The organism is Streptomyces sp. NPDC059900 (assembly GCF_050270335.1).
GTDB lineage: Bacteria > Actinomycetota > Actinomycetes > Streptomycetales > Streptomycetaceae > Streptomyces.
The window spans coordinates 1-18,826 of record NZ_JBNNJZ010000123.1; the positions used below are offsets into that span (position 1 = coordinate 1).

Consider the following 18,826-nt stretch of genomic DNA (forward strand, 5'->3'; position numbering starts at 1 on the left):
TGCAAGGCCTGTCGTCCAACGGCCTAGGAGCCGACGTGTTCGCGGCCGTGGCGGAACAGCACGCGCCGGTGCGAGTGCGCACCGGTCGCGGGCTGGGAGGGCACCGAGCGCAGTTCGCCGGCGCGCACCTGGTCGGCGCTCAGCCCGTCGGCGGGCGGCTCGGGGGCCACTGCGTCCGCCGCTACGGGGCCGCCCTTGGCCACCGGCACCGTCGCTGCCGCGGCCTTCTGCTGTGCGCCGATCCGCTCCGTGGTCAGCAGGATCAGACCGCCCGCCGCGACGACGCCGAAGCCCAGCGCGACGGCCGTGCCCGCGGAGCCGTAGCGGAACGATTCACCGAAGAGCGTGAGGCCCACAGCGGCCGCGACCACGGGGTTCACGACCGTCACCGTCGACAGCGGAGCCGCCAGGCCCGCGCCGCGGTACGAGGCCTGCGAGATCAGCACACCGGCCGAGGCGAGGACCGCGATCACGGCGAGGGCGGGCAGCTGCTGGGCGAGGGAGACGTTTGCGTCCAGGTCCACCGCCACCGTCTTGGTGAACACCGATGCGATGCCGAACGCGACGCCCGCAGCGCTGGCCAGGAGCACGCTGCGCACCACCGGATGCCGGTGCACCGCGTGCGCCACGACCATGAGTGCCACCACGGCGCCCGCGGTCACCAGGGCCACCATGACCCGCTCGGCGTCGTCCAGGGACTGCGCGTCGGCGGACCGCGTCAGCGAGAGCAGCCCCGCGAGGCCCACAGTCGCCATGATCGCGCCGCGCCATGCGGTGGCCCCGGCCTTGCGGCGCACGAAGAGCGCCGCCATCGGCAGGGCGAAGACGATGGTCAGGGCGCCAAGGGGCTGCACGAGGCTCAGCGGCCCGTACGCGAGGGCCACCACGTGCAGCAGCGCACCGAGGCCGTTGAGCGCGATGGCGACCCACCAGGCGCCGCGGCGCAGCGGTGCGTACCGCCGCTCCGGCGTGCTGACGGCGACCCGCTCCTGCAGAATGGCCCCGCCCGCGTACGCTACGGCGGATACGAGGGAGAGCACCACGGCGAGCGTGAGGGCACTCATGAGGTGCTCCACGGCTGGTGGTGCGCCCCCTGGTGGGCCCGGGGCGTCCGGTGCGGCGAACGGTCGGCTTCCATAGTCACTACGATCTCGCGGATTTCGCTCCACGTCGTCGTACCTCAGCAGGCATTGGGTCCTACTACCGATGGAGTACTGGCCGGGAGATGTCCTCCCCCAGGTGGGTTACGCAGCGGTTCGGTGGATCATCCAGAGTTTCGGAAATTCTTGCGCGACCGGCCCGCAGAACACCCCCGTCCGGGCCGCCGGGAGGGGCGCAGGCGCGATGGCACGCCCTCGCGGGGCCCCTGCCCCGCCCGGCCGCTCCCGCCCTCTGGAGCGACGGTTCACGGGCTTCCGCCCATACCGTCTGACCTGGGCTTTCATGGTCTCCGGCCGTAATCTTGGCCCCTCGTGGAAAGGGGTCCGGATGCACCGGAACATACGCACGGTCGACGACGTCCTGAAGCTCATGGACGGCCTGTTCGCGCCGGAAGCCGACCGCTGGACCGCCGGCGCGGGGGACTGGTGGGACACCTTCTATGCCGACCGCGACCGGCCGGTGCCGTTCTTCGCGGCGAAACCGGACGAGAACCTGGCCTCGTACGCCGACCGGGGCCTGCTCACCCCCGGTCGCGCCCTCGATCTGGGCTGCGGTCCCGGCCGCAACGCGCTGTATCTGGCCTCCCTGGGCTTCGAGGTGGACGCCGTCGACATCTCCCCGGCGGCCGTCGCCTGGGCCGGGGAGCGGGCCCGCGAGGCCGGGGCGGACATCACGTTCCGCTGCGGGGACGCGTTCGCGCTCACGGAGGCCGGACCGAACGGCCCGTACGACCTGATCGTCGACTCGGGGTGCTTCCACCACCTGCCGCCCCACCGCCGCGTCAGCTATCTCGCCCTCCTGGAGCGCGCCCTCGCCCCCGGCGGTCACCTCGCCCTGACCGCCTTCGCCGCCGGAGAGGAGGGTTCCGGCTCAGAGCTGCCCGACGCGGACTTCTACCGCGCGTCCGGGCTCCAGGGCGGCCTCGCCTACACGCCGGAGTCGCTGCGCTGGATCTTCTCCGACCTGACGGAGGTCGAACTGCGCCGCATGCGCGACGAACCGGCCGACTCCGCGTACTTCGGCGAGCCCTTCCTGTGGACGGCCCTGTTCCGCAAGGACGCCTAGCTTCCGCAAACGCCTAGGCTCTGCTGTCGTGAATGCCCCTCTCGACAATGCCCCTCTCGACCTGACCGCAGTCGGTTCCGTCGGCGGATTCTTCGCCCTGCGTACGGGGGCGCCGCCGGGCGGCCCCCAAGTGACGTCCCTGGCGCGGGTGTACGCGGGCGACGACGGGCCCCTCGCGTTCCGCGTCTCGAAGGTCGCCGCACGGATCGGGGCGCCGGACACGCGCATCGCGGTCTCGGTGGCGCAGCTGGGGCTCGCGGCGCGGCTGTGGTCGGTGGCGCTCGGCTCGGCGGCGCTGCACGGCGCGGTGCCCGGCCTCGACCCGGCGCTGCTGCACTGGGACGCGGACGGCAGCTCGCCCGACGACCTGTGGCTGACGGAGGTGACGACGCGGCCCGCCGGCGCCGCGAGCATCCGGGACGTCGTCATGGACGGCCATCTGGCGCCCCTGGCCGACGCCTTGCGCGCGCGGTACCGGATCTCCGCACGCCTGCTGTGGGGCAATGCGGGCTCCGCGCTCGCCGGAGCGGTCCGCGAACTGGACACCTGGGCGCGCCGCAATGGACGCAACGACGTGGCGGAGCGCGCCCGGGCACTGGCCGCCGAGCTCTTCGACCACCCCGACCTGCGCGGCACCGGAACCTTGCGCGGCGCCGCGTTCCGGCGGCGCAGCTGCTGCCTCTACTACCGCTGCCCGGGCGGCGGCGTGTGCGGGGACTGCTGCTTCGACCGGCCCCCGCAGAGGTCGGTGCGGGGCTCTTCCCCGCGGGGCGCTTCTGGGTGACCATGTGGGGGCGGGCGACCGGCGGCTGGGGTGGACGGACGGAGGTTCTGCGTGCGAGTAGGACTGCTCACCCGGGAGTATCCCCCGGATGTCTACGGCGGAGCCGGAGTCCATGTCGAGTTCCTCGCACGGGAGTTAGCCGACCTCGTCGACGTCGACGTGCACTGCTGGGGGAGCGGGGGCGCCGCCGGCGGCCTCGTGCGCCACCAGGCCTGGGACGCGCTCGACGGTGCCAACGACGCCCTGCGGACCTTCTCCGTGGACCTGTCCATGGCGGCCTCCCTCACCGGCTGCGACCTCGTCCACTCCCACACCTGGTACGCCAACCTCGCGGGCCACTTCGGCAAGCTCCTGCACGGCATCCCGCACGTCATGACCTCGCACTCCCTGGAGCCCCTGCGCCCCTGGAAGGCCGAGCAACTGGGCGGCGGATACGCCCTGTCCGGTTGGGCCGAGCGCACCGCCGTCGAGTCCGCGGACGCCGTGATCGCCGTCTCGCGGGGCATGCGCGCCGACATCCTCGGCTGCTACCCCGCCATCGACCCGGCGAAGGTGCACGTCGTGTACAACGGCATCGACACGAGCCTGTACCGCCCCGACCCCGGCACGGATGTCCTCGAACGCCTGGGAATCGATCCCGAACGGCCCTATGTCCTGTTCGTCGGACGCATCACCCGGCAGAAGGGTGTGCCCCATCTGCTGCGCGCCGCCAAGGAGTTGGATCCGGCGACCCAGCTCGTGCTGTGCGCCGGAGCCCCCGACACCCCGCAGATCGACGCCGAGTTCCGCACCCTCTTCGAGGAGCTGAGCCAGGCCCGCGGGGCAGTGCACTGGATCCCGGAGATGCTGCCGCGCGAACAGATCGTCCAACTCCTGACGCACGCGCGGGTGTTCGTCTGCCCTTCCGTGTACGAACCGCTCGGCATCGTCAACCTGGAGGCGATGGCCTGCGGCACCCCGGTCGTGGCGTCGGACGTCGGCGGCATCCCCGAGGTCGTCGCCGACAAGAGCACAGGGCTCCTCGTCCCGTACGAGGAGAAGGAACCGGCGGCCTTCGAGGCACGCCTTGCACAGGCCCTGAACGAACTGGTCGGCGATCCGCGCGCCGCGACCCGCATGGGCGCCGCCGGACGCGACCGGGCCGTCGGGGAGTTCGGCTGGGACGCGGTCGCGCGACAGACGACCCGCGTGTACGAGGAGTTACTCGAGTCCAAGTGATCCCAGTTAAGGGGGCGGCGCGATGCGCGGTGGACCTTCGGTGCTCGGAATCGTCCTGGCGGGCGGTGAGGGCAAGCGCCTGCAGCCCCTCACGGCCGACCGGGCCAAACCAGCGGTCACGTTCGGCGGCACCTACCGCCTCGTCGACTTCGTGCTCTCCAACCTCGTCAACGGCGACATCCTGCGGATCTGCGTACTGACGCAGTACAAATCGCACTCCCTGGACCGGCACGTCACCACCACCTGGCGGATGTCCAGTCTCCTGGGCAATTACGTCACTCCGGTCCCGGCGCAGCAACGCCTGGGTCCGCGCTGGTACTTGGGCAGCGCGGACGCCATCCTTCAGTCCCTCAACCTCGTCCACGACGAACAACCCGACTACATCGCGGTGTTCGGCGCCGACCACGTCTACCGCATGGACCCCAGGCAGATGCTCAACCAGCACTTCGAGAGCGGTGCCGGGGTGACGGTCGCGGGCATCCGCGTGCCGCGCAAGGAGGCGTCGTCCTTCGGCATCATCACGCCCGCGCGGGATGGCACGCGCGTGGAGCGCTTCCTGGAGAAGCCCTCCGACCCGCCGGGCCTTCCGGGATCGCCGAACGAGGTGTTCGCCTCCATGGGCAACTACGTCTTCACCACGAAGACCCTCGTCGACGCGATCCAGCAGGACGCCGAGGACGACAACTCCAAGCACGACATGGGCGGTTCGATCCTGCCGATGCTCACCGAGCGGGGCCTGGCCCAGGTGTACGACTTCGACGACAACCACGTGCCGGGGGAGACCCCGCGCGACCACGGCTACTGGCGTGACGTCGGCACGCTCGACTCGTACTACGAAGCGCACATGGACCTGATCTCCGACCAGCCCGTCTTCAACCTGGACAACCGGCGCTGGCCCATCTACACCCATCCGGGCGGCCTGCCGCCCGCCAAGTTCTGCGCGGCCGGCATCGCGAGCGAGTCCATCGTCAGCCCGGGCTGTGTCATCCGAGGCCAGGTCACGCGCTCCGTCCTGTCGCCGGGCGTGACGATCGAGGACGGGGCGGTCGTGCAGGGCTCGGTCCTTCACGACAACGTCCGCGTGGGCCGGGGAGCGGTGGTGCGCGGCGCCGTCCTCGACAAGAACGTGGACGTCCCGCCCGGGGCGACGATCGGCGTCAACCCCGAGCGGGACGAAGAGCTGTACACGGTCTCGAAGGGCGGCGTGATCGCCCTCGGCAAGGGGCAGATCGTCCCCATGTAGCGGGCGTGCCGCGGGGCCGGGTGTCTACAGCACCCGGCGCCTGCGGCCCAGCCAGGTCTGCGCGATCACCACGAGCGCCAGGAAGGCGCCGCTGACGACCTGCTGGTAGGCGGAGTCGAGCGAGCCGATCTGGTTGATGACGTTCTGGATGACCTTCAGGAGCAGGACGCCGACGAGCGATCCGCTGATGAAGCCGAATCCTCCGGTGAGCAGCGTGCCGCCGATGACGACCGCGGAGATCGCCTCCAGTTCCATGCCCGAGCCGAGGATGTTGACGCCCGAGACCAGCCAGGCCGCGTTGAGCGCACCCGCCAGGCCCGCGCAGAGGCCGGAGATGGTGTAGACGGTGACCTTGGTGCGGGCCACCGGGGCGCCCATGAGCGCCGCCGCGTCCTCGTTGCCGCCGACCGCGTACACGTACTGGCCGAAGCGGCTGCGGCGCAGGACGACGGCGCCCGCGACGAAGAGGGCCAGGGTGATCCAGACCGGGACCCCGATGCCGAGGAGCTTTTCCTGGCCGAGCGTCGCGAAGAACGTGTCCTTGTCGACCAGGTAGGTCTTGGAGCCCTCGTCGGTGATGGACAGGAGGATGCCGCGCGCGCCGAGCATCGCGGCCAGCGTCACGATGAAGGGCGCGAGCCGGGAGCGGGCGATCAACAGGCCGTTGACGAGGCCGATGAGTCCGCAGACGGCGAGCGGAAGCAGCAGCGCCACCGCCGTCCCGTACTGCGAACCCCAGGCCGCGAGCACGCCGCCGAGCGCGAAGAGCGAGCCGACCGACAGGTCGATGCCGCCGGTGATGATCACGAAGGTCATGCCGAGCGCGACGACCGCGAGGAACGCGGAGGAGACCGCCATGTTCTCCAGGTTGTCGGCGGTCAGGAACGTGTCGAAGCTGAGCGACGCCGCGATGACGGCGACCACCAGGGTGACCAGGGCGCCGTGCTGCTGGGCGAGTGCGCTCAGGCGCTCGGAGCGGCTCGCGCCTGTCTCCGCGCCCTCGGGGTCCTCTGGCTGTTTCATGGGCTTGGCCTCGGATAGGACGGTGCCGGTCACCGCTTGCCCCTCTCCCGTGCCGCGTAGACGGCGAGAATGATCACTACGGCCTGGGCGATCTGTGTCCAGGAGGGCGGCAGATCGTGCTTGATGAGCGTGGCGGTGAGCAGCTGGATCAGTACGGCGCCCGCGACGGTGCCGCCGATCCGTACGCGTCCGCCGCTGAGCGGTGTGCCGCCGACCACGACCGCGGTGATCGCGGACAGTTCCATCAGGTTGCCGAGCGAGGTGGGATCGCTTGCGGTCAGCCGTGCCGTCGCCAGGACGCCCGCGATGGCGGCGAGCACACCGGAGCACACGTACACGAGGATCAGGACGCGGCGTACGGGGAGTCCCGCGAGGCGCGCGGCCGGGCGGCTGTCGCCGATGGCCAGGAGCTGCCGGCCGAAGGTGGTGCGCCGGACGACGAACGCCACGACGAGCGCGAGGGCCCCGGCGATCAGGACGAGGTAGGGGATGCCGAGGATGTCGCCGGAGCCGAGGGAGGCCATGGTCGGGTCGCGGACGTCCTTGAGCTGGGGGAGCAGCACAAGGGCGAGTCCGCGGCCCGCGACCATCAGCGCCAGCGTCGCGACGATGGGCTGGACGCCGATGAACGCGATGAGGGAGCCGTTCGCGATGCCGATGACCGCGCCGCCGATGATCGCGACGATCAGCGCGATCCATGTCCCGTAGCCCAGGTAGAGGGAGAGGAGGGACGTGGAGAGCGCCATGACGGAGCCGACGGAGAGGTCCACGCCCTCGCTGCCGATGGCCAGGGCCATGCCGAGCGCGACGATGAGGACGGGGGCGACCTGGACCGCCTGGGTGCGGAAGTTCTCGGCGGAGAGGAAGTGCGGGGTGAGGAAGATGTTGAGGAGCAGGAGGACGGCTACGCCGAGGTAGACGCCGTAGTTCTGGAGGTAGCGCAGGATGCGCTCGCGGTCCGCGCGTGAGGTGGCGCCGACGGCGTCCGTGGCGAGGTCAGTCATGTTGGTCTCCGGAGCCTCCGGTGGTGGCTATTGCTCGCATGAGGGCGTCTTCCGTGACCTTGGCGCCTGTCAGTTCCTCGATCACGGCGCCGTCCTTGAGGACGATGACCCGGTCCGAGCCCTCGATCAGTTCCTCCATGTCGGAGGAGATGAGCAGGACCGCGAGGCCGTCGTTGGCCAGCTCGTCGATCAGCTTCTGGACCTCGGCCTTCGCGCCGATGTCGATGCCACGGGTCGGCTCGTCCAGGAGGAGCACCTTGGGGTTCATCGCCAGCCAGCGGGCCAGGAGGACCTTCTGCTGGTTGCCGCCCGACAGTTCGCCCACCTTCTGGTGGGGGCCCGACGCCTTGATGTGCAGGCGCTTCATGAACGTGTCCACGATCTTGTCGATCGCCGACTCGTCCACCAGGCCGAAGCGGGAGAGGCGGGGGAGCGCGGCGAGCGCGATGTTCTCGCGGACCGAGAGGCCGGGGACGATGCCCTCGGCCTTGCGGTCCTCGGGCAGGAGGCTGATGCCGGCACGGATGGCGGCGGGCGGCGATCCGGCCCGGACCGGGGTCCCGGCGATCAGCACGCTGCCCGAGTCGGTCGGGAGCGCGCCCGCGATCGCCTTCGCCGTCTCGCTGCGGCCCGAGCCGAGCAGGCCGCCCAGGCCCACGACCTCGCCCGGGCGGATGTCGAGGGAGACGCCGTGCAGATGGTGGCGCATCGTCAGGTCCTGTGCCCGGACGATGGGTTGGGTGTCGGGAGCGTGCTCGCCCGAGAACTTGGTGACGCCCTCTTCGCGCACCTCGCCGATCTCCCGGCCCAGCATCAGCGACACGAGGCGGAGCCGGTCGAGCTCCGCGATCGGTCCTGTGTGCACCAGCTTGCCGTCGCGCAGCACGGTGACGGTGTCGCACACCGCGTAGAGCTCCTCCAGGCGGTGGCTGACATAGATCACCGCGATGCCGCGGTCGCGCAACATGCGGATGACGCCGAACAGGGTCTGGACCTCGCGCGGTTCCAGGGACGATGTCGGCTCGTCCATGATGACGACCTGCGCGTCGACCGAGACCGCGCGGGCCAGGGCCACCATCTGCTGTGCACCCACGCCCAGTTCGCGCAGCGGACGGCGTACGTCGACCCGTACGCCGAGCCGTTGCAGGGCCTCGTCCGCCTCGCGGTGCATGCGGCGGAAGTCGATGAGGCCCAGCCGGCCGCGCGGTTCGCGGCCGAGGAAGAGATTGCGGGCCACGCTCATCAGGGGGACGAGGTTGACCTCCTGGTAGATCGTGGAGATGCCAGCGTGCTGGGCGTCGAGCGGGGTGGCGAAGCTGACCTGCTTGTTCTGGTAGGTCAGCTCGCCCGCGTCCGGTGCGTACACGCCCGTCAGTACTTTGATCAGGGTCGACTTGCCCGCGCCGTTCTCGCCGATCAGGGCGTGCACCTCTCCGGCGCGGGCGGTGAAGTCGACCCCGTCCAGGGCGCGTACGCCCGGGAACGTCTTGCTGAGCCGGGTGACCGAGAGGACGTCCGGCATCTCAGTAGGCCTTGCCGAGGTCCGCCTTGGCGTTGTCCTTCGTGTACGCGCTGTCCTTGATGACGATGTCCTGTGAGACCTTGGTGCCCTTGGTGAAGGTGTCCAGGGTCTGGAAGGCGAGCGGACCGAAGCGCGGGTTGGACTCGATGACTCCGGAGATCCAGCCGTCGACGATGCCCTGCACGGCGTTGCGCGTGCCGTCGACCGTCACGATCTTCACGTCACCGGCCTTCTTGCCCGCGCCCTTGAGGGCGTTGACGGCGCCGAGGCCCATCTCGTCGTTCTCGGCGTAGATCCCCTTGATGTCCGGCTTGGACTGGATGAGGTTCTCGGTGACCGACTGGCCCTTCTCGCGGGCGAACTCGCCGGTCTGCTTGAAGACGATCTTCAGGTCGGGGGCCTTCTCCTTGATGCGGTCCTCGAAGCCCTTGGTGCGTTCGGTGGTGACGTTGTTGCCCGCGGAGCCGAGCAGGATCGCGACCTTGCCCTTGCCGCCCGTCGACTCGATCATCGCGTCGGCGGCGCGCTTGCCCTGCTCGACGAAGTCGGAGCCGATGAAGCTCACGTAGTCCTTGCAGGCCTTGGCGTTGATCTTGCGGTCGATGGTGATGATCGGGATGTGCTTGGCGGACGCCGAGCGCAGGACCGGCTCCCAGCCGTCGGAGTTCAGCGGGGCGATGACGAGCAGGTCGGCGCCCTTGGCGATGAGGTCCTGGACGTCGCTGATCTGCTTGGAGAACTGCGACTGGGCGTTGGCGCTGAGCAGCTTGACGCCGCGCTTCTTCGCTTCGGCCTTGATGGAGGCCGTCTCCGCGATGCGGAATGGGTTGGCCTCCTTCTCCGACTGGGAGAAGCCGACGGTGGCGGTCTTCAGGTCGAGCTTCTTGCCGCCGTAGGCGTCTATCGCGCAGGTCGGGCCGCTGCCCTCGCTCGGTTCCGAGACGACCTGGCCCGAGTCGCCCTTGTCCTGCGACGCGGAGCTCTTGTCACCGTCGTCCTCGGACTTGGCGCACCCGGTGGCGAGTGCGAGGCTCGCGGCCAGACCGGTGGCGAGGAGAGTCCTGGCTGAGATGCGGCTAAGGCGTGTGGTCGGCTTCATGGAGTCCCCAAAACGGCACGGCCCCGGCGCTGAGAGCGCTCACGGGAGGATGGCACTTACGGTCAACTCGGCGGTACGGGGAGCTTTTTACATCGTTGGAAGGAGGCTGTAAACCCTCCGCGCACACGGAGACCCCGGCCGGCGAGGCGGCAGCTCAGCGTCGGCCCAGTGTGCTTTCGCGCTCCACCAGGCGGAATTCCGCGGCCAGTTCACGTCCGCCGGGCTCATGGTTGCCCTCCAGACTCCGCAGCAGCGAAGCCACCGCGAGACGGGCGATGGCTTGCTTGTCCGGCGAGACCGTGGTCAGCGTGACCGCCCCGAACTGCCCCTCCGCGATGTCGTCGAAACCGACCACCGCCACGTCCCACGGCACCCGAAGGCCGCGCTCGTGCAGGACGCGCATGGCCCCGATCGCCACCAGGTCGTTGTAGGCGAACACCGCGTCGGGGCGTACCCCCGCGTCCAGCATCCGGGCCATCGCCTTCGCCCCGTCCCAGCGGTTCCAGCCGCCGACCGGGCCCACCAGGCTGTCCGGCGCGGCGATCCCCGCCTGCGTCAACTCCTCGCGCCAGCCCTGGAGTCGCAGGTTCGCGGGCTGGTTGGCGGAGTCGGTGCGGGCGCCGAGATAGGCGATGCGGGAGCGGCCGCGGCTGATCAGGTGGCGCACGGCCGTGCGCGCCGCCGCCACGTTGTCGATCGCGATGTGGTCGTAGGGCAGGGCGTACTGGCGCTCGCCGAGCAGCACGAGCGGCACGTCGTCCTCGCGGCCGGCGAGGTCGTCCGACTCCAGCTCGAGGGGGCTCAGGATCAGACCGTCGATCACCCGCGCCCGGAACCCCTGGCTGACCAGAACCTCCTGCTCGCGTTCGCCGCGGGTGTGGTCGAGCAGCACCGTGAAGTCGTGCTCGGCCGCCGCGTCGATGACCGCGCCCGCGAGCTCGGCGAAGTAGGGGTTTCCCAGCTCCGGGACGGCGAGCGCGATGATCCCCGTACGGCCTTTGCGCAGGTGACGCGCCGTCAAGTTCGGCCGGTAGCCCAGCTCGTCGATCGCCTCCTGGACGCGCGCCCGCATCGCCGGGGTGACGTGCTGGTATTTGTTCACCACGTTCGAAACGGTCTTGATGGAGACGCCCGCGCGCTCTGCGACGTCTTTGAGGCTTACCCGCACGTGCAGCTCCCTGCGTCTAGGTGCACCCCTGTGCCGGGGTATTTGTCATGGCCCTGGACAGCACGCCGGGGAGCGTGCTGTCATGCCAACTGCCGTTCCTTCCAACGTTGTACAGATTCGTTGTACAGACTGCGGCGGCGAGCCGCCACCCCCTTCCTCAGCCTTCGAGCACCGCTTCAAGCAAGGAGGATCCGTGCGCCCCATCCGACCCAGACGAGTCAGGCAGCGACTGATACTGCTGCTCACCGTCGCCCTCGCCTTCGCCGGACTGACCGCCGTGCCGGCCGCGACCGCCGCGGACGAACCCCCCGAAGTCCACGGCCTCAAGGGCGAGTACTACACCCAGTCCGCCCCCGGCGCCTTCGACTTCCACGAGCTCAAGGCAACCGGCTTCGACCAGAAGATCGACTTCGACAACCTCGACCCGCGGCTGGCCTTCGCCACCGGCAAGGCCGACGACGCCACCGTCCGCTGGACCGGCAAGGTCGTCCCGGAGAAGACCGGATCCCACACCTTCTCCATGATCGGCGACAACGGCTTCCGCCTCTGGGTCGACGGCAAGCTCGCCATCGACCACTGGGTCGACGACTGGGACAAGGAACAGATCGCCAAGCCGATCGAGTTGGAGGCCGGCAAGGCCGTCGACATCAAGGTCGAGTACTTCGAGCACTACGGCGGCTCCAACCTCCACCTGCGCTGGACCGAGCCCGGCGGCAGCAAGGTGGCCGTCCCGCAGTCCGCATTCCGCCTGCCCGACGGCTTCGACTACGACGGCGCCACCGCCGCCACGGTCCTCAAGGACGGCCGCACCCTCAAGCTGGACTTCGCCCAGAAGCTCGCCGCGCCCCCGAGCGGCCTCGCCGACCACATCGAGGCGGTCATCGGCGGCGCCAAGTGGCCCCTCTCCACGGTCAAGGCCGACCCCAAGGACCCGCGCGCACTCCTCGTGGGCCTCAAGGAGCCCGTGGTCGGCAACAAGGAGGGCAACGCCAAGGGCACCGCCGACATCCGCTACGACGGCAAGGGCGGCCTGAACGGCGACGACGGCAAGGCAGTCGCCGCGTTCTGGAGCAGCGGCCCCAACCACTCCCAATACCAGCTGCGCACCAAGTTCGCCGATGACGTGAGCCCGGACAACGCACTGCCCGAGTACCCGCGTCCCCAGCTGACCCGCGACTCCTGGCGCAATCTCAACGGCTCCTGGCAGTTCTCGTCGGCCAAGGCCGGCGAGAAGCCCCCGGTCGGCAAGAACCTCGCCGAGAAGATCCTGGTCCCCTACCCGGTGGAGTCCCAGCTCTCGGGCCTGCAACGGCACGAGGACCGCATGTGGTACCGCAGGACCTTCACCGTCCCGCAGGGCTGGAAGGTCGGCGACGGCAAGCGCCTCAAGCTCAACTTCGGCGCGGTCGACTGGCAGTCCGAGGTGTTCGTCAACGGCAAGAAGGTCGCCGAGCACAAGGGCGGCTACGACAAGTTCAGCGCCGACATCACGGACGCCCTGAAGCCGGGCAAGACCCAGGAACTGATCGTCGGCGTCTACGACCCGACCGACGGCGAGAACGGCGAGAACCCGCCCGTCGGCAAGCAGCGCCTGGACCCCAGCGGCATCTGGTACACCCCGTCGTCCGGCATCTGGCAGACGGTGTGGATGGAGCCGGTCGCGGCCGACCACGCCGACTCGCTCAAGATCACGCCCGACGTGGCCACCAAGCAGGTCACCGTCGAGCCCAAGGGCGTGCGTGACGGAGTGCCGGTCAAGGCGGTCGCGTACGAGGGGAAGAAGAAGGTCGCTCAGGCGAGCGGACGCACGGGCACCCCGCTCAAGCTGAAGATCGCCAAGCCGCACCTCTGGTCGCCCGACGACCCCTTCCTCTACGACCTGAAGGTCACCGTCGGCCGGGACAACGTCAAGAGCTACTTCGGGATGCGCACCGTCTCCGTGGAGAAGGTGAACGGCACCCCGCGCACCATGCTCAACGGCAAGCCCCAGTTCCTGATGGCCACCCTCGACCAGGGCTTCTGGCCGGACGGACTGCACACCGCGCCGACCGACGAGGCGCTTGCGTACGACCTCAAGATGCACAAGGAGATGGGCTTCAACTCCGTGCGCAAGCACATCAAGGTGGAGCCCGACCGCTGGTTCTACTGGGCGGACAAGCTGGGCCTGATGGTCTGGCAGGACATGCCGTCGATGGCCGCGGGCCGCAACCCGGGCACGGCGGCACGCGCCCAGTACGAGTCCGAGATGAAGCAGATGATCGACGAGCACTCGAACCACCCGTCGATCGTCATGTGGGTCACCTTCAACGAGGGCTGGGGCCAGTACGACGAGGGCCGCATCGCCACCCAGGCCAAGTCCTGGGACCCGACCCGCCTGGTCAACGGCATGTCGGGCCTCAACCTCGGGCGCGACGGCGGCACCGGCGACCTCATGGACGAGCACGGCTATCCGAGCCCGGCCCTGCCGCCCAAGCCCGACGGCGTGCGGGCGCAGATCAACGGCGAGTACGGCGGTCTGGGACTCGCGGTGCCGGGACACGCCTGGTCCGTGCAGCAGAGCTACGTCGACGTGGACCCGGCGACGTACACCGACGACTACCTCACCAAGCTCGACGAGGTGCACAAGCTCGCCTGCAAGGGCGGCAACGGCGCCGTCTACACCCAGATCTCGGATGTGGAAGGCGAGTTGAACGGTCTGCTCACCTACGACCGCAGGGTCATCAAGCCCGACGTGAAGCGGCTCAAGGCGGCACATGAAGCCTTGATCAGCGACGCGTCGCGGCCCGACCCGGCGGGGTGCCCGGGTTCCTGACCCGGGTACGGGGGCGCTCCGGACCGGTCGGCGGTCCGGAGCGCTTTTCCCGTGGACGCGGCTCTGCTTGCTTGACACGATCGGCCAGTGATCACCGAGAACGAGAACGAGTGGGTGCGGGCCGCCGTCCGCAACAACGCCGAGTGGTGCGACGCGGTCTGCCGTGCGCACGGCCTTGCGGGGGAGTTCCGCGAAGGGGTCTGGAGCAGCGCTCGGCGGACCCCGCCGCTGTATCCGGACGCCGTCTCGCTCACCCCGGAGGTGTCGGCGGCCGATCTGGTGGCCCGCATCGACACGGCGGTGCCGGGCTGCTCGGTCAAGGACAGCTTCGCCTGCCTCGACCTGGAGCCGCTGGGCTTCGAGGTGCTCTTCGAGGCGCAGTGGATCCACCGCCCGGCGGACAAGCCGGTCCCCAAGTCCCGCGCGCAGGACGTCACATGGGAGCCGATCGAGGACGCCGGGTCGCTGCCCGCGTGGGAGGCCGCCTGGAACGAGGGCGAGGCCGGCGACGGCCTGTTCCGGCCTGGACTGTTGGACGGCAACTCGACGTTCCTGGCCGGGCGTTGCGAGGGGCGGATCGTGGCGGGAGCCGTCGCGAGCCGCAGTGCGTCGGTGGTCGGTGTCTCCAACCTGTTCACCTCGGCGGACGAGGAGTCAGCCTGGGCCGGCGTCCTCACCGAGGCCGCCAGGCTCTGGCCCGGCCTCCCCGTCGTCGGATACGAGAGCGGCGACAGCCTCGAAGCCGCCGTCCGCCAGGGCTTCACGCCGGTCGGGCCGCTGCGGGTCTGGCTGCACACCGCCTGACACCTCGCGGCCCTCTCCCCGCTTCCCTCTCCTTCCTCTCTGCGCCTCCCACCCCTTCTCCGCCTCCCACCCCTTGACGCACGCGAGTCGACCCCCGAAGAATGATCGCGTTCCGCGCTTTGACAACGTTGTCCAAGGAGGCGTTCCCACCCATGAGATGGACTCGACGGCTACGCGGTACGGGAGTGGTGGCGGCCGCGGCCGCGCTCCTCGGGGGAGCCCTCGCCATTCCGGCGGCGCAGGCCGCCCCGGCAGCGGACGGCCGCCTCACCGACCTGGTCAACCCGTTCATCGGGACCGAGAACGAAGGCAACACCTATCCAGGCGCGGCCGTGCCCTTCGGCATGGTCCAGTTCTCGCCCGACACCGGCCACAACACCGGCTACGACCACTCCGACACCCACATCCGCGGCTTCTCGACCGTCCATCTCTCGGGCGTGGGCTGCGGCCTCGGCGGCGATCTGCCGGTGCTTCCCACCACGGGCGACGTCAAGGAGACGGACTACGCGAAGTACGCGGCGGAGTTCAGCCACGACGACGAGAAGGCGAGCCCCGGCTCGTACGAGGTGGGGCTCAAGTCCGGCATCGACGCCGAGTTGACCGCCACCGAGCGCACCGGGGTGCAGCGCTACACCTTCCCCGCCACCGACAAGGCCAACGTCCTGCTCAACGCGGGCCAGTCGCTGCACAAGACGGGCAGCACCAAGGTCGAGATCCTCGACAGCCGCACGGTCCGCACGGCGATCACCGGCAGCGGCTTCTGCCAGGACACCAAGCCGTACACGGTCTACACGATCACCCGCTTCGACCGCCCCTTCAGGACGTCGGGCACCTGGAAGGGCGACACCGTCACCGCGGGCTCCAAGACGTCGTCGGCGGGCGAGGAGCGCAACGGCGCCTACGTCCGGTTCGACACCTCCAAGGACCGCACCGTCGAGGCGACCACCGCTCTCTCGTACGTCGATGCCAAGGGCGCGGCGCTCAACCTCCGCGCGGAGGGCGGGCGTTCGTACGACCGGGTGGCGAAGGCGGCCCAGCGGGCGTGGGAGGACCGGCTCGACGACGTGAAGGCGCAGGGCGGCAGCGAGACCGTGCGCCGCACCTTCTACTCCTCCCTCTACCGTTCGTTCCTCGCGCCGAACATCGGCAGCGACGTCGACGGCCGCTACACCGGATGGGACCAGAAGACCCATCGCACTGCTGATGACGGAGGGTTCACGTACTACCAGAACTGGTCCCTGTGGGACACCTACCGCACCCAGGCGCAGCTCCTGTCCCTGCTCGCGCCGCACGAGTCCCGTGACATGGCGCTCTCCGTCCTGAAGATCGACGAGGAGAGCGGCTGGCTGCCCAAGTGGGGCTACGGCACGGTCGAGACGAACATCATGACCGGTGACCCGGTCACCCCGTTCCTCACCAACGCCTACCAGCAGGGTCTCCTGAAGGGGCACGAGGAGGAGGCGTACCGCGCGCTGAAGAAGAACGCGGACGGTGTGCCGCCCGCCGATTCGGCTCCCGTGGGCCGCGAGGCGAACAAGGAGTACCTGAGCGACGGTTTCGCGCCGTACATCAAGGGCCGCCCGCACGCCAAGCCCGGCGACTCCGACTACGACCACGGTGCCTCCGCGACCCTGGAGTACGCCCTCTCGGACGCGATGCTGGGGCAGATGGCCGGTGAGCTGGGGCACAAGGCCGACGCCGAGCGGTATGCGAAGCGCGCGCAGAACTACCGGAAGATCTTTGACGCCTCGACCGGGTTCTTCCGTGCGCGGGACAAGGCCGGTGCCTTCACCGGACCCGCCGACCCGGCCAAGAGCGAGGGCTTCCACGAGGGCACGTCCTGGCAGTACCAGTGGCTCGTCCCGCAGGACCTGCCCGGCATGGTCGACCTCATCGGCGGCAAGCAGGCCACCAATGAACGACTCGACTCCTTCTTCGCCTACGAGCAGCTCCTGAAGGACCCGGCGAAGACCGCGCGCGAGGTGTGGGTCAACGGCCCGTACGACTACTACAACGCGGACAAGTACAACCCGCAGAACGAGCCCGACCTCATCGCTCCGTACACCTATCTGTCGACGGGCCAGCCGTGGAAGACGACGGACGTGGTGCACGCCGCGCTCACCCTCTTCACGGACACCCCGACCGGCATGACGGGCAACGACGACCTCGGCACCATGTCCGCCTGGAACGTGCTCTCCTCGATCGGCGTCTTCCCGGTCCAGCCCGGCACGGACACCTGGGGTCTTTCGACTCCGGTCTTCGAGCGCGTCGACCTCACCCTCGACCGCCGCTACTACCCGAAGGGGCGCCTCACGGTGAAGGCGCCGGGCACCTCCGGCACCGACCGGTACATCCAGTCGGCGCGCGCGGACGGCGCCGACTACGCCAAGACATACCTGACGACCGAGGACATCCGCGACACCCGCGAGCTCTCCTTCACGGTCGGCGACAAGCCCTCGGACTGGGGTACGTCGCCGAGCGCGGCCCCGCCCGCGCTGAAATGACGTAGGACATACGCCACTTCTGCACCACAAGGCCCGCCTCTCCCAGAGAGGCGGGCCTTAATCTGTTGTTAACTGAGCGTAGCTTGATCGTACTTGACCGTAGTCATGCAACGGCGATTGACTGCACATTCATGCCATCCCCCGCATCGTCCTCGACGCGAGAGCAGCCCGTTGAATCCGTTGAAAGCGCAGTCTGCTGAGCCCTCCGACCTGCTCGCACCTCTTGACCTCGCCTTCTGGAACATCGAGTCCGCGGAGCACCCCATGCACCTGGGGGCGCTGGGCGTCTTCGACGCCGACTCGCCGGACGCGGCCGAGCGCGCCGCCCGGCTGCTCGCCTCCAGGGCGGCCGGTGTACCCGGACTGCGGCTGCGGATCCGGTCGGTCCTGCTGCCGGTCGGCGCGGCCGTCCGGGTGCCCGCTCCCGCCTTCGACCCGCTGGACCACGTCCGGCTCGCCGAGCCCACGGAGGACTTCCACGCCGTGGCGGGCGCGCTCATGCAGCGCCCCCTGGAGCGCGGCAGGCCGCCCTGGGAGGCGCATGTGCTGCCGGGGGACGACGGCACCTCCTTCGCCGTGCTCTTCAAGTTCCACCACGCCCTGGCCGACGGGCTGCGCGCCCTGATGCTCGCCGCCGCGGTCATGGACCCCGTCGACCTGCCCGCCGCGCACCCGGCGCCCGCGGCACCCGCGGCCTCCCGGTGGTCGTGGCTGCCGGACCCGCGCAAGCTGCCGGGCCTGGTCCGCGACACCGTCACCGACGTGGGGCAGGCCCTCGACATCGGCTCGTCCGTGGCCCGCGCGACCCTGGGCGTACGGTCGTCGGCCGCCCTCACGTCACAGGCCACCGGCACGCGGCGCACCGCGGGCGTCCTTCTCGACCTGGACGACGTGCACCGGGTGCGCAAGACCGTGGGCGGCACCGTCAACGACGTACTGATCGCCGTGGTGGCGGGAGCCCTGCGCCGCTGGCTCGACGAGCGGGGCGACGGCAGCGAGGGCGTGGAGCCGCGGGCCCTGGTCCCGGTCTCCCGGCGCAGGCCGCGCAGCGCGCAGCCGCAGGGCAACCGGCTCTCCGGGTATCTGGTGCGGCTGCCCGTCGGAGAGGCGGACCCGGTCGCACGGCTGAAGACGGTGCGGGCAGCCATGGACCGCAACAAGGACGCGGGGCCGAACCGCGGCGCCGGCGCGGTCGCGCTGCTCGCCGATCATGTGCCGCCGCTCGGCCACCGCATCGGCGGTCCCGTCGTCGCGCAGGCCGCACGGCTGCTCTTCGACCTCCTGGTCACCAGCGTCCCGCTGCCCAGCCTCGGCCTGAGACTCGGCGGCTGCCCGCTCGCCGCCGTGTACCCCTTCGCGCCGCTGGCCAGGGGGCAGGCGCTGGCCGTCGCGGTGTCGACCTACCGGGGCGGCGTGCAC

At 70.0% G+C, this 18,826-nt stretch carries 14 protein-coding genes; 8 read left to right on the forward strand and 6 right to left on the reverse strand.

Annotation, left to right across the window (positions count from 1 at the left end):
* Positions 1–23: 23 nt before the first annotated feature.
* A complete protein-coding gene (locus ACQKIP_RS18665) occupies positions 24–1,064 on the reverse strand; it encodes a DMT family transporter (RefSeq protein ID WP_365865034.1) in 1,041 nt (346 codons plus the stop codon).
* Positions 1,065–1,488: 424 nt separating this feature from the next.
* Between ACQKIP_RS18665 and ACQKIP_RS18670 the strand changes: the two genes are divergently transcribed.
* Genes ACQKIP_RS18670 through glgC form a run of 4 tightly spaced genes read left to right on the forward strand, consistent with a single transcriptional unit; the run spans position 1,489 to position 5,471 of the window.
* Positions 1,489–2,226 carry a class I SAM-dependent methyltransferase gene (locus ACQKIP_RS18670; RefSeq protein WP_365865036.1) on the forward strand — a complete coding sequence of 246 codons (738 nt, stop codon included), beginning with the start codon at positions 1,489–1,491 and terminating at the stop codon, positions 2,224–2,226.
* Between the two features lie 28 nt (positions 2,227–2,254).
* Positions 2,255–3,010, forward strand: coding sequence for an IucA/IucC family C-terminal-domain containing protein (locus ACQKIP_RS18675; protein ID WP_365865038.1), 756 nt, complete (start codon positions 2,255–2,257; stop codon positions 3,008–3,010).
* A gap of 51 nt (positions 3,011–3,061) precedes the next feature.
* Positions 3,062–4,228, forward strand: a complete 1,167-nt coding sequence (gene glgA / locus ACQKIP_RS18680; protein ID WP_365865039.1) for a glycogen synthase — start codon at positions 3,062–3,064, stop codon at positions 4,226–4,228.
* Between the two features lie 22 nt (positions 4,229–4,250).
* Positions 4,251–5,471 carry a glucose-1-phosphate adenylyltransferase gene (glgC, locus tag ACQKIP_RS18685; protein ID WP_365865041.1) on the forward strand — a complete coding sequence of 407 codons (1,221 nt, stop codon included), beginning with the start codon at positions 4,251–4,253 and terminating at the stop codon, positions 5,469–5,471.
* A gap of 24 nt (positions 5,472–5,495) precedes the next feature.
* Here the strand turns inward: glgC and ACQKIP_RS18690 are convergent, their stop codons facing one another.
* From ACQKIP_RS18690 to ACQKIP_RS18710, 5 genes are all read right to left on the reverse strand, one after another.
* Complete coding sequence (locus tag ACQKIP_RS18690) at positions 5,496–6,494, reverse strand: ABC transporter permease (protein ID WP_365865042.1); 999 nt, start codon at positions 6,492–6,494, stop codon at positions 5,496–5,498.
* A 29-nt stretch (positions 6,495–6,523) separates the two neighbouring features.
* Positions 6,524–7,498: an ABC transporter permease gene (locus ACQKIP_RS18695; protein ID WP_365865043.1), complete on the reverse strand. Its 975-nt coding sequence runs from the start codon at positions 7,496–7,498 to the stop codon at positions 6,524–6,526.
* The gene (locus ACQKIP_RS18700) at positions 7,491–9,020 is read right to left on the reverse strand and encodes a sugar ABC transporter ATP-binding protein (RefSeq protein WP_365865045.1); all 1,530 of its coding nucleotides are present in this window, start codon (positions 9,018–9,020) and stop codon (positions 7,491–7,493) included. Before ACQKIP_RS18700 ends, ACQKIP_RS18695 begins: the two co-directional genes overlap by 8 nt.
* Before the next feature lies 1 nt (position 9,021).
* Positions 9,022–10,119 (reverse strand): ABC transporter substrate-binding protein, encoded by a 1,098-nt coding sequence (locus tag ACQKIP_RS18705; RefSeq protein WP_365865047.1) that lies wholly within the window; start codon positions 10,117–10,119, stop codon positions 9,022–9,024.
* A 154-nt stretch (positions 10,120–10,273) separates the two neighbouring features.
* Positions 10,274–11,287 carry a LacI family DNA-binding transcriptional regulator gene (locus ACQKIP_RS18710; protein ID WP_365865048.1) on the reverse strand — a complete coding sequence of 338 codons (1,014 nt, stop codon included), beginning with the start codon at positions 11,285–11,287 and terminating at the stop codon, positions 10,274–10,276.
* Between the two features lie 202 nt (positions 11,288–11,489).
* On the opposite strand from ACQKIP_RS18710, the gene ACQKIP_RS18715 reads away from it, so the two are divergent.
* The 4 genes from ACQKIP_RS18715 to ACQKIP_RS18730 form a co-directional block, all read left to right on the forward strand.
* Complete coding sequence (locus ACQKIP_RS18715; protein ID WP_365865175.1) at positions 11,490–14,099, forward strand: PA14 domain-containing protein; 2,610 nt, start codon at positions 11,490–11,492, stop codon at positions 14,097–14,099.
* Positions 14,100–14,189: 90 nt separating this feature from the next.
* A complete protein-coding gene (locus ACQKIP_RS18720; RefSeq protein WP_365865176.1) occupies positions 14,190–14,903 on the forward strand; it encodes a hypothetical protein in 714 nt (237 codons plus the stop codon).
* A 152-nt stretch (positions 14,904–15,055) separates the two neighbouring features.
* Positions 15,056–17,407 (forward strand): GH92 family glycosyl hydrolase, encoded by a 2,352-nt coding sequence (locus tag ACQKIP_RS18725; protein ID WP_365865050.1) that lies wholly within the window; start codon positions 15,056–15,058, stop codon positions 17,405–17,407.
* A gap of 171 nt (positions 17,408–17,578) precedes the next feature.
* Positions 17,579–18,826: wax ester/triacylglycerol synthase family O-acyltransferase (locus tag ACQKIP_RS18730; RefSeq protein ID WP_427743491.1), on the forward strand; the 1,248-nt coding region annotated here is incomplete at its 3' end.